Here is a 12765-nt window from a genome sequence, read left to right as displayed (position 1 = left end):
CCTAAAAAAATTTCTACAAAATTTGAAATTCTTAAGTAAAAACTTGAACCGGTTATAACACTTCTAATTTGACACTCCCCACGCTCTTCGCAACGGGAATTCTTGGTTCAATGACTCACCAAACACAATCATGTAAGATTTCTCCAACACAACTAGAGGGTGTGTCTCCCCAAGCATTACTTTCGGTGTGCCTCACCGTAGAAAGGTCTTTTTTGCAGAATGTTCAACTTTGACTTCAGTAGTTAGCCTTGGATAAGCGAACCTATTTGACATTACTGTAAAAACCGGATCAATGATAATTAATTCAAAGTCGGCGCCAACGACGACCATCTTGGTTGAGCAACAGTTCAGCCTCAACTGGCCCCCAGGTGCCTGCTTCATACAAAGGTATGACTTCTGGTGGAGCAGGAGCATCCCAGATGCTAAGTATTGGTGTTAATGCTCGCCAAGATGCTTCTACTTCATCGCCACGAGTAAATAAGGTTTGGTCTCCTAACATACAGTCAACCAACAAACGACTGTAAGCATCTGTACTAGGCTTACCAAAAGCAGTATCGTAACGAAAATCCATATCTACTGAGCGAGTTCGCAGGGAACTACCTGGTGTTTTGACTTCAAAACGCATTGATACCCCTTCATTAGGCTGGATGCGTAAAGCCAAGACATTAGGATTCGCTTGTTTTGCCGCTGACTGAAACATCAGAAACGGTACTTCTTTAAACTGAATAGCAATTTCTGAGACTTTTTTTGGCATTCGCTTGCCAGTCCGCAAATAAAATGGTACCCCTTTCCAGCGCCAATTATCAATATTGAGTTTCAGTGCTGCATACGTAGGTGTTGTAGAGTTAGGATTTGCTCCTCCCTCTTCCCGATAAGCTGGTACACTTTTACCTTTCATCCAACCCTGTGTATACTGACCACGAATTGCTGAATATTCTAAACGCTCTAAATTTGCTAGGCGGGTTGCCTGAACTACTTTTACTTTTTCATTGCGAATACTGTCAGCATCTAAAGAATTAGGAGGTTCCATTGCTGTCAGGGAGAATAGCTGCATCAGGTGGTTTTGTACCATGTCCCGCAATGCACCTGATGTTTCATAATATCCAGCACGTCCTTCTAACCCTACCGTTTCTGCAACAGTGATTTGGACATTATCAACAAATTGACGGTTCCACAGAGGTTCAAAAATAGCATTTGCAAATCTAAATACCATTAAGTTTTGAACAGTTTCTTTCCCTAGATAATGGTCAATACGGTATATTTGCTCTTCGGGGCAAACTTGACGCACAATTTTATTGAGTACCTGAGCTGAACTGAGGTCTCTACCAAAGGGTTTTTCAATTACTAATCTTTGCTTTTTAGGATCAACTAACATTCCTGCTGCCCCTAACTGTTGGGTTGCTTCTCCAAAGTATCGGGGAGCTACAGACAAGTAAAATACGCGATTACCTCGCGTACCTCTCTCTTCGTCCAATTGACTCAAAAGTTTTTTGAGTCTTTGATAATCTTCTGGTTGATCTATATTACCAGGGCAGTAAAAAATCCCCTTAGCAAAATCATTCCACAGTTCTTCAGATTGTAAGCCACCACCAAATTCTTCTACACCTATCTTCATTTGTTCGCGGAAGTAATCATGGCTCCATTCTCTGCGAGCAACTCCCACTATTGTTAGTTCAGGAGGAAGTCTCCGTTCTAGCTTCATTTGATATAATGCTGGAACAAGTTTTCTCTGGGTTAGATCACCGGATGCACCAAAAATAATCATAATTTGTGGTTCTGGAACCCGGTCTTGTTGTAGTCCAACTCGCAGAGGATTTTCTAATACTGCTACCATCTATATTGACTCCTTCTAATTGATTACTATTGATTACTATAGAAGCTCTTTTGTTTTTGCCCAAGTATCTTTTTTTTTGATTTATAGCAACGAATTTTATCTCTGTGGGGTGCTAGCAGTCATAATCACCACACTAAAGCTATATTCTCGCACACTTGAGGATTGAACATTACCTCAGATAACTTGGCATCTGCTGTCTGAAAATTTAGCTATTTATTTATTTACTATGATTTATCCTATGTTGAATTATTCAATAATTCAGCATCTTTAACTACATTAATTCCTATTTTTATCATCAGTCAAAGTATAACTTTTTTTCGATGACTGATGATATCAAGTTCTTTTAAAGTCAAACAGGCGTTAATTTTTTAACTTTTTCTTCTAAGGAATTGATTAGAGAAGTAAAGGGTTTGATAAATTTATCAATTCCTTCTACTAGGAGTTGCTCCATTACTTGATCAATGTTAATATTAATATCAGGATCTTTGAGATTCTCCATAACCTCCTTTGTCACTTCAATGTTGGTCTCAACTCGGTTGTCAACATCACAATGGTCAGCACAAGCATCTATCGTTGGGGGGGGCAAGGTATTGACTGTGTTAGGTCCAATTAATTCGTCAACATACATGACATCACTGTAGGCTGGATTTTTGGTGCTAGTGCTTGCCCATAAAAGTCTTTGCTCTTTTGCTCCTTTTGCTGATAAAGCTTTCCAGCGATCGCTTTGAATAATTTTTTTGTATTCTTGATAAGCGATTTTAGCATTAGCGATCGCTACTTTTCCTTTAACTGCTTCTAATTTTGCTTTAACAGTTTCATCTGTTACCTTCTTGAGTTTTTCATCAATTAAACCATCAATATTACTATCAATGCGACTTAGAAAAAAACTTGCCACAGAAGCTATCTTATCAATATCCTCTCCTTTAGCAGCTCTAGCTTCTAAACCTTCAATATAAGCCCAAGCTGTATTTATATAGCTTTCTACAGAGAACAGTAAAGTGACATTTACATTTATCCCCTCACTAATCACTCGCGTCACAGCTGGTAAACCTTCTGGAGTACCAGGAATTTTAATCATTAGATTTTCGCGACCGATAGCCGTGTAATAACGAATTGCTTCGCTGATAGTACTTTCTGTATCTTTAGCAATAGTTGGTGGTACCTCTATACTAATATAACCATCCAACCCTTTAGTCTCTTCATACACTGGCATAAATATATCACAAGCATCACGAATATCCTTAAACACAAGAGATTCGTATATTTCAATCACTGACTTACTAGCCTTGATGCCAGCTTCAATATCTGCATCATAGATAGCATTACCAGCGATCGCCTTTTCAAAGATCGCAGGATTAGAAGTAATGCCACGAATTCCTTTCTTGCCAATCATGCTCTTGAGTTCTCCAGACTCAATTATATTGCGACTCAGATTATCCATCCAGATACTCTGTCCTAGGTTTTCGATTTCCAGCAAATGATTAGTTACCATAGCTATATTAACTTAATTTGTACTATGTTTTTTCGGAGTTTTTTGTACTTTTAGATACTTCTTAAGAATAACAAATATTATCTGCTTCAGCAGATATTCAAAATTTATTTACTATTATTCTTAAGAGTAGTAAAGTCTATGTGCAATCACAATTTATGCTGACAACAACTTTCAATCTATAACCTAATTCAAGCTATTAACCTTGATTAGAAATGCGTTTTTGTTCTTTAATAAAAGACTCAACAAGCGCCACATCTTCCTTACTACCAATAATCAATGGCGTCCGTTGATGCAGTTGATCTGCTACTACATCTAATATTTCTTCAGTTCCTGTGCTAGCTCTCCCACCTGCTTGTTCCACTAGATAACCCATTGGAGCTGATTCATATAACAGACGTAATTTTCCTTCTGGCTTTTTAACTGTACCTGGGTACAAAAATACCCCACCTTGATATAAAATTCTATGGAAATCTCCCACTAATGCGCCACCATAACGAGCAGTATAACCCTCATGGCGATGAACATAGCGGATATAATCCCGCATACTATCATCCCACTGCCAAAAGTTACCCTCATTCACACTGTAGACCGGACCATGTTCTGGAATTTTAATATTCTCATTAACAAGAATAAACTCACCTAGGCTCGGGTCTAGAGTAAATGCGTGTACTCCTTGACCTATTGAATATACCAACATTGTGCTCGGTCCATATAGAATATAACCAGCAGCAATTTGTTTATGTCCATTTTGAAGTAAATCTTGAGCTAAACCATTTTCATCATTACCTTCTTGTTGGCGAACTGAGAATATAGATCCCACATTTAAATTTGTATCTAGATTAGAAGAACCATCCAGAGGGTCATAAAGCAAAGTATAGCGGCCAATTGGACAATTTTCTGGAATATAATAAGGTTTTTCCATCTCTTCAGATGCCAAGCGGCAGACAAGGCCACTTTGCTTAAATACAGAGATAAATACATCATTGGCATAGATATCCATCTTTTTGACGGACTCTCCCTGGACATTAACTGTGCCAGTAAACCCTAAAGTATCTTCTAATAGCCCAGCACGAGTTAGGCGACGAGCGATTAACTTCCCGGCCAAACCTATTCTATTCATTAAGGAGCTTATATCTTGAGCATCCGGTGAAAAATGAAGTTGCTGTAGTACATGACGTGATAAGGTAGTACAGTCACGATCCAATAACTGTGTTTCCTCCAGACGAATGTGGAGGTCTTCCCGAGCTTGGGTATTTACCATATATGTAGTTTCTCCATCTTGAGTAGCTCCAGTCAATAGACTAGTTGTTCATATTTGAACTTTACTTCTTAGATATGAATTTCTTAGATTTATTTTATTTTAGCTTCAGTCAGAGGTTGCTCAACTTTAATATGAACTTTATATAGTTGCGTAAGTCAACATTTAAAAGTCAAAAGTCAAAAATTATATTATTAGCCTTTGATATTCAATTGATCAGGACTTATCCAGCACCACTATATATGATATATTTTTGGTGATTCTTTCAGATATTCACACTATACAGAGATGCCTTTCCGTAAGTCCTGTTGATAATGTAGACAAAAACAAGATCTAAAAAGTTTTACTGAATTTTTAACTATTACAACAATTCTGGAACCCAGGAGTAAAACTTGCTAGGCTTTAATCATACTGGCAAAAGCTAGTACGACAACAGAAGGTAGAACAGATCTAAGTGTATTGAAAAGCATAAAAAATAAGTTTGAAGTCAGTGAAAGTGCATTGTAAAGCTAGTAAAATCTGAAGCGGGCATTTACTAGTTTATAAAGTACAGTCGCACTAGCTTTTTCAATAATTCGGGGAAGTATGGGATTAAGTTTTCATTCTTGTTGAGTTAATTTACTGAAACCATTATATCACAATTACACGTAATAAGCTGTATTATTTTTGTCGTCAAGTATGGCAGTGGAAGCATCTTGTCCCCATCCTAAACCTTCTTTGTTCCTGCATACCATTATTATTCTATGAAAGAGTAACATTATTTTTTTCCCAGAATTTTAGGATCGTCATATACTATGTCACTCTATGCAGGACTACCAAAAAATGTAGATAAGTTTCACTAGTCTAAACGCCTGCTATCTTTCCACTATTTACAGACTTTGTTCATCCTTGCTTCCATGGTTTTAGTCACAAAACTAGTTAAATTACCTATTTTCTGAACGTGAAATGCCGTAATTTTTCCTAATAGTCATGGGATGATTAGGTTGAAGTTTTAAATAATCTTTTTTCTATATTTTAAATATAGTGTTTCCTAAGTAATTTTTAGAATAGTTAAACTTTCAGTCAAGTAATATTTGAGAATGGTAAAGAGCAAGTTTTATGAATTTAAATCTATTCCCTTTCCCCACATTCTAGTAGTAATAATTTGTGTACTTTTTTTAATGACATTAAAAGCCTAAAGTTTCAGATACATGAGTACTAATAACCAAATAGTCAAATTGTAACGTTTTTTCTTGATTTGCTATGAAATCTAGCTCCCATAAACCCAGTTTCTTAAACACTCTAAAGCAAGCAGACTTGAGATAACTGATAATTAAGCCCCCCTAAAGCATATTAAACAGATGGCTATTTGTTACCACAGCTCCTAAACTATTATTTGAAGCTAAATTTTGTCGAGGCAAATGTATTTACTAAGGTCAGCTAAAACCAATTTCATTAATATTTTTTTATGATCCTAAGCAACTAATTCTTACTTCCTGGGATCATGAGTTAATAACTGATAGCTGAATGCTTAATGCCAAGTTTCAAAATCATAATTTTTTATTAAAATATAGGGATAATTTTCTCAATTGTAATTTGATTAAACTTCATAATCAATAGTAATTTTATCTGCCAAAATTGGCTTAATCAAAGTCTGAATAATTTGTTGATGAATAGAATTTTTTGCATAAGCATCAAGAGCAGCTTTATCCTTAACTTGAACCACTAAACCATTTTGAAATCCTTGAGACAATTCTGAGAAATTATCCCCACAAGATAAATCAATTATTTCTGGAACCTTCCCTTTCATTCCTCTCAAAGCAGACATAACCGAGGCAATAGTTTCTGTTGAAGTATCTGAGTTCCATTTAAATAAAACTATATGTACTATCATCTAAATAAATCCCTCATTTTAGTTATTAATTATCAATTATCAGTCATCAGTCCTGACATCTATTGTCAGATCCTTAAAATACTGAATCGAATATTTTTTTCATCCCCTCAAAAGGGCAGGAGACTTAATACCTTATTTTGGGGTATAAACTTCTCTTAAATTATAACACAAATTGAGGTGCAGCGATTACTAATTTAAGAGGTGAGTTTGATGCTAATGAATGCTTACTTTATTGGATTAAAGATTTTGTTACAGTGCCAAATAAATTTATGGGTTGAGTTTGGCTCATAGTAGGCGATCGCTTTAATTCTTTCTACGACGACTGATAACTGATAAATAGACATTTCCACAAAAGGTTCTTAAATCTTTGCCCCGCCCTTCCCTCTCCCAGCATTTTTCCAGAGGTTCCATGAGAACTGAATTCTTAAAGCTATTTTAAGAGAAACTGAAAATTCTAATTTGTTAACAGCTCGGCGATCGCCAAATTTGAGAATGCAAATTCTCTACTCTTTCTGACAGAGTGATCCTTACTCCCTGCTCATCCTTAGAAAAAATAATTTTGCCCAGGTATTTAGGGACTTGCATAAAAATCAAGTACCAGTCAGATAGTAAGCAAACAAGCAAGCTGTACGAAAAAAAAATTGCTAAACCTAATTCATACATCAGACTTTTTGGGAATTCAGGAAAAAAAGACTAAAATCCTTATTAGTTAAAGATTCTATTTTTTTCAACACCCTAAAACCTTGAAAAGCTTACCCTGAATATTTTGAGAATTTTTTCTTTTGATTCCCTAACAACTTTATATCGTTCATAATGTGTCATTATTTTAGACATGACCACTACAATTAGTACTATTGAGTAATTCCTATGAACTTCTTGTGAAGTCTCAAAAAAGTACAATATTTTATCTCAAAATGCTAAGTTTTATTAACTGAATATAGTAATCCTATCTGAACAGAGAAAAAAATGGGCGACTAGAAGGCAGGAGTTAGAAAGAATAGGAGTTAGAGCTATTTTTTTAGACTTCATGTGATTTGACAAATGACTTATACCCATCTGGGGCAAAAAAATAATCAAGGCAATAAACTCAGTTTCTTGTTTGGATACGTAAGTCCTGATAGTATCAATTTGAGTTGTTTTAACCCATCAATTTTTAGGACAAAAAATTCATATGAATGATTTCCCAAAAATAACCCATATTATCTACGACTTAGACGGTTTACTTCTAGATACAGAATCAATTCATGCTCAAGTAAACCAAGAAGTAACAAGCCGTTATGGCAAAACTTTTGACAAACATATTAAATGTAAAATTACCGGCAGAAAATCTATTGATTCTGCCAGAAAAATTGTAGAACTATTAGAACTACCTATCACTCCTGAAAATTATCTTCAGCAAAGAAATCTTCTCACATATAAACGCTTTCCTCAAGCCAAACCAATGCCAGGTGCAATTAGCCTTACTCAACATTTATCTCAAAATAAAATTCCTCAAGCTGTAGCCACCAGTTCTTACCGTGAACCATTTAATTTAAAAACAAAAAATCATCAAGAATGGTTCCAATTATTTGATTATATTGTTGTAGGAGATGACCCCAATATCCAACATGGAAAACCAGCCCCAGATATATTCTTAATAGCCGCTCAAAAATTAGAAGTTTCTCCAGAAAAATGTTTAGTATTTGAAGATTCTTTAGCAGGTATGGAAGCTGCTTTAGCCGCTAGAATGTCTGTAGTTGTTGTTCCCGATCCTGACATGGATAAAAACTTATTTCATTCTGCTCATCAAATTCTCAATTCCCTCACAGAATTTCAACCCCATTTGTGGCAACTACCATCGTTTTTATCAACATAACTTATAGACTATAGAATATATATTTTTCAAATAGCTGTTACATAATCTAGACATAAATTATAACTACTTCCTAATTCCTAAGCACGAAAATTATACCCGCGCTTCAGTAACCGTTAAAAATAGTGATAATATATGTGAAAAATAGTTTTTTATTTATATAAATCAACTAACATAATCATGCTATTTAATAAGTATATTCGTTTTATTTACTTCACCTTGGGTTTTACTCTTCCAATTGTGGCAGCTTTCACACTTTTACAAAAACCACTTAATGCTCAATCATCAGAAAGTGTAAACTCAGAAAAATTTTCTCCTGTTCCAGTTCAACCAATACAACTTACCCAACTTGAACTAAACCCAGAAAAATCATCTCCTATTCCAGTTCAACCAATACAACCTACCCAACCCGAAAATGCTCGTCCTTTAGATCCACAGAATAGTCTTCTCAGTCTCCAGGGAGGCCAAAGTTTAATGAAGGAAGCTGACAATGCTATTACTTCCGAGAATTATGATTTAGCTAACCAAAAACTACAAGAAGCTCGTCAAATATTTAATCAACTTTCTAATTTCCATAGTCAATTAGCTGCTAGTTTTTCTGGTATTGACAATCGTTTAGCAGATGGCCAACGTACTAAAGCTCTGGAAACTGCCCAAATGAGAGACCAAGCTACTTATCAGTTGGCCCTTGTCCACAGGGCCCAAAATCAACCTGAACTAGCAGTACCATTACTGGTTCAAATTATTAGCTCTCAGCAACCGACTCGTGATTTGGGAAAAAAAGCTTACCAGCAGTTACTAGAGCTAGGGTTTGTGGATATTCCTTATCCTAGAACTTCTGGAGATGGTCAACCTCCAACATCATCTCAGTCTCTTAATTAAAATGTAGAATAGCAGTACTTTCTTAGGGGAAAAATTATGAATTTAGAGCAAGTTGAGTCAATGATTAAAGCTAAGTTGCCAGATGCTCAGGTAGAAGTCCAAGATTTAACAGGGGGTGGCGACCATTTACAGGCTATTGTTGTTTCCTCTGAGTTTGAAGGGAAAACTCTGGTAAAACAACATCAAATGGTTTATGCCGCTGTAAAAGAACCAATGGCTTCTGAAGCTATCCATGCTTTAGCTTTAAAAACCTATACTCCCGAAGAGTGGAAAACCGCAGGACAAACTGCTTAATTTTTGCTTTTGGGTTACAAGGTAGACAGGATTATTTGGCTACATTAGCCATAATTAATTAATTCTTATAATTTGCTATTAAACATCAGGCAAATTAATATTTTCTATAATTAATAGGACTTACGTACTTAAACAAAAAACCGGGTTTATTATCCTGATTATTTTTTTTTAAACTATGAAATTTCTTTGATCAACCTGTTTTGGTGCGTAAGTTCTAGTTAAAAAGCGATCGCCTATCACTTAAGCATATCAACTATAAATTAGGGCTAGCTAAATAGTAAATGCCGATGGCTTCCATGATCATCTATTTGAGGAAAGAAATATGACTCTCACACCAGAATTAAAAGCAAAAATTGATGACTTAGTTACTAAAAACAAAATTATGGTTTTTATGAAAGGTAATAAGTTGATGCCTCAATGTGGTTTCTCTAATAATGTAGTTCAAATATTGAATATTTTAGGAGTGACCTATGAAACTTGTGATGTATTAGAAAATCAAGATATTCGTACAGGGATCAAGGAGTATTCTAATTGGCCTACAATTCCTCAGGTTTACGTCGACGGAGAATTCTTGGGAGGTTCTGATGTGATGATTGAAATGTACAACAATAAAAAAGAAGAGCTAGAGCAAAAACTAGCAGTTGCTTCAGCTTCCTAGAAATCTCAACATTTACCGAAAAATAGAGTTTAAAATCTCGCCCCTAAGGAGGTGGCTTCTTAGTTGTTCTTTTTTGAATACATTATGTTATGTATGTTAATTGATTAGTCGCGGACAGATATTCTGAGACAAAAAACTGACCCATCAGGCAACCTTAATTAACTCGTCTTGCTCCCCTCCAACCGAGGGGACCTTGATTAAGTTTGTTAGGGTTGGTTGTAGTAACCTGTGAAACGTAAATCAAACCTTCCCCTTTGTTTAGTTTGTTTCTTGGCACCTAACAGCCCAGGGGGTTAATTAACTATTGTTGATTTACTAATATTTATTAACCATTAGTTTATATAGATTGAGATAGCTCTTATCAAGTTATATAGGTAATGGTAAAACCCCACAAATATAGTAGCTTGTGGTGTTAAAGTTAGGCTACGGCATAACCGAATTCCTGATAAGCAACCATTGGCCTATGCTTAAGTAATTGAAACCTCTATTAGCCCCGCAAATCCAAGGCAAAGCTAGTGCTTAAAAGGATCTACAGGTTTTCTTGTAGATATTGGGAGATTCCCCCGAACCCGGTTAATCTTGCTGTCCATTGTTAACGACTCTTAGCACTCATGGTATTGAATGTTAAGGATCTAAATTGATAAAAAATGAAAGGTATAATAAAGTACCCTTCATTTTTTTATCTCTATTAAACTTACTTAAGACTGGCTGATTAATTCTTAAGGCAAATTATGCTTTAACCACACGTTGAATTTCTCAAAGTAGCAGAAGTTCGGTGGATCAAGTTTATGGATAGATCAGACGAGTAGGCATACCTAGGTCGAAAATCAGGGGACAATTTTTACTGCTACCTCCTGTGTAATTGTCATTTATCCGTACCTCCTTATTTCTAATTCCGTACAACAAATCTCGCCTATAAAAATTTTTTCAGCAAACCCTACTTAGACTTAAGAATTTAATACAAATCTAATTCTGGTTGAGTTTGTAATTGTATTTCAAAATTTGAAGGGTCATACATGTAGCGAGTCGTTTCTTCCTCCAATCTGTTGATTAAAAATGGTTCGATCGCTTTAGAGATTCTTAAAGATGCCAGGTAGCCATCTAAATATATACGCATTTCCTCATAGCGATAACCACGGTTCCACATTTCGACGAGGGCGTCGGTTAGTTTTTGATAGTGACGAATTGTGAGAGTGTCAGTTAACATTACTTTTCTGTTCCCAAGCTAAATGGTTATCTTAATGTTATTAGAACCTAACTTTAGGTTAATATTATTTTCTCTTTAATGCAAATTATACTACTTTTTTTCGACGTTAGTTTCAACTAATTTAAGCATTAGTATTGTAAGTTACAGTAACATTTACATATATATGAATGGGCGTGTTTTTATATCCTTGAAGTTTAACTTCACTCTATTTTTTCACCATTTTCGGATGTCCTTGAAATGTCTGTAGCAATCCTAAATCTTATGTAAAGTTACTAGACTTGTTAAAAAATAGTTATAACTTTAGTTCCTTCAGTATTAGTGCCTTATGGCACCTACCCTAAAACAGCTTCAATCTTTCACTCTTGCTGATAGGATTGCTATACAAGATTAGTTTGTCCCTATGTTTTCCGAAAGAAAACATATAAATTAAGACATAACATTTAATATATTAATTAGTTTATGTATGGAAATGTTTAGTTTCGTTACAAAAATTTATCTTTTTTATTTAGATATAGCAAAGTAAAGGATAGCTAGAACAATATCTTGAAGGCTTTTTTGATTGCTTGACAAGGGGACTTGCATTTACTCTTGAGTTTTTCTACTTACTTCCTTACTCGCTCCCAAAATGGCTCTTGCTTTTTGAGATCGGGGAGCTGGAAGCGGGTCAAAATTTTACAAAAAAAATGGGGTTTAAAGCCGGACTCTATTAGGGAGAACTTTGTGCCTTATTTAAATAAGGGATATCTTATCAAATTGCTCTCAAAACAAGCGACTGACCATTTCATTGTAGCGTTGGCATATTAAACTATTAACTAGAGTTATGAGATTAGATTTGTAATGCTTATAGTCAGAAAAGTTCTAAACAACAAGTACCAGAACACATAAGTTTTTTAAGGAAAGAAGGTGTACTTTAAGGAATACGGGAGTAGTATCAAGGAAAAGGGCAAGCCCTTGGGAAGAGAAAAATTCGATTGATTAGATAGATGCCGCAATCACAATTTAATTTAAGTTGACTCCTTGAATATTGAATTCTGCTTTCTGGATCTGCCCCCCGCGTTTACGCGGAGAAGTATGTCAAAGATTAATTAATTGTTACAGTAATCACAATTTAATTTAAGTTGACTCGTTGAATATTGAATTCTGCTTTCTGGATCTGCCCCCCGCGTTTACGCGGAGAAGTATGTCAAAGATTAATTAATTGTTACAGTACCCTTGAAAAATTATCGGGGCCATTAGCGTTCCAATTCTCCAGACACTAACCAAAATATACTTATCAAGGTTAACTGATTTTAGTATAATTAGACTATAAGAGTAGTTTGTGGTGTCAAAGCAGCTCACTAAACAACCGAATTTCTGATCACTTAGTTGTCTAAATATCCGTTTTTGTCTCTGACTGAGCGCGCTCAAAAAAATAA

Annotated in this window: 10 protein-coding genes; 5 read left to right on the top strand and 5 right to left on the bottom strand. The window is 35.3% G+C overall.

Annotated elements, in window-relative coordinates; genetic code table 11:
• The first annotated feature begins 110 nt into the window (after positions 1–110).
• The gene (locus TERY_RS36060; RefSeq protein WP_370496534.1) at positions 111–233 is read left to right on the top strand and encodes a hypothetical protein; all 123 of its coding nucleotides are present in this window, start codon (positions 111–113) and stop codon (positions 231–233) included.
• A 71-nt stretch (positions 234–304) separates the two neighbouring features.
• Here TERY_RS36060 and zwf read toward each other — a convergent pair whose 3' ends face one another.
• The 4 genes from zwf to TERY_RS03235 form a co-directional block, all read right to left on the bottom strand.
• Complete coding sequence (gene zwf / locus TERY_RS03250) at positions 305–1834, bottom strand: glucose-6-phosphate dehydrogenase (RefSeq protein WP_011610514.1); 1530 nt, start codon at positions 1832–1834, stop codon at positions 305–307.
• A 349-nt stretch (positions 1835–2183) separates the two neighbouring features.
• The gene (tal, locus tag TERY_RS03245; protein ID WP_011610513.1) at positions 2184–3326 is read right to left on the bottom strand and encodes a transaldolase; all 1143 of its coding nucleotides are present in this window, start codon (positions 3324–3326) and stop codon (positions 2184–2186) included.
• Between the two features lie 196 nt (positions 3327–3522).
• A complete protein-coding gene (gene fbp, locus TERY_RS03240) occupies positions 3523–4587 on the bottom strand; it encodes a class 1 fructose-bisphosphatase (RefSeq protein WP_011610512.1) in 1065 nt (354 codons plus the stop codon).
• Between the two features lie 1576 nt (positions 4588–6163).
• Positions 6164–6457, bottom strand: coding sequence for a Dabb family protein (locus TERY_RS03235; RefSeq protein ID WP_011610511.1), 294 nt, complete (start codon positions 6455–6457; stop codon positions 6164–6166).
• 1171 nt (positions 6458–7628) lie between these two features.
• Between TERY_RS03235 and TERY_RS03230 the strand changes: the two genes are divergently transcribed.
• The 4 genes from TERY_RS03230 (at position 7629) to grxD (ending at position 10143) form a co-directional block, all read left to right on the top strand.
• Positions 7629–8312 (top strand): HAD-IA family hydrolase, encoded by a 684-nt coding sequence (locus TERY_RS03230; RefSeq protein ID WP_011610510.1) that lies wholly within the window; start codon positions 7629–7631, stop codon positions 8310–8312.
• 177 nt (positions 8313–8489) lie between these two features.
• Positions 8490–9191, top strand: a complete 702-nt coding sequence (locus TERY_RS03225) for a hypothetical protein (protein WP_011610509.1) — start codon at positions 8490–8492, stop codon at positions 9189–9191.
• 33 nt (positions 9192–9224) lie between these two features.
• On the top strand, positions 9225–9485 hold the full coding sequence (locus tag TERY_RS03220) for a BolA family protein (protein WP_044136349.1): 261 nt from the start codon (positions 9225–9227) through the stop codon (positions 9483–9485).
• Between the two features lie 322 nt (positions 9486–9807).
• Positions 9808–10143, top strand: coding sequence for a Grx4 family monothiol glutaredoxin (grxD, locus tag TERY_RS03215; RefSeq protein ID WP_011610507.1), 336 nt, complete (start codon positions 9808–9810; stop codon positions 10141–10143).
• A 955-nt stretch (positions 10144–11098) separates the two neighbouring features.
• On the opposite strand, the gene TERY_RS03210 is transcribed toward grxD, so the two are convergent.
• Positions 11099–11350, bottom strand: coding sequence for a DUF6761 family protein (locus TERY_RS03210; protein ID WP_011610506.1), 252 nt, complete (start codon positions 11348–11350; stop codon positions 11099–11101).
• Positions 11351–12765 lie beyond the last annotated feature (1415 nt).

The organism is Trichodesmium erythraeum IMS101 (genome assembly GCF_000014265.1).
GTDB classification, from domain to species: Bacteria; Cyanobacteriota; Cyanobacteriia; order Cyanobacteriales; family Microcoleaceae; genus Trichodesmium; species Trichodesmium erythraeum.
This window is presented reverse-complemented; position numbering and strand designations above follow the sequence as displayed.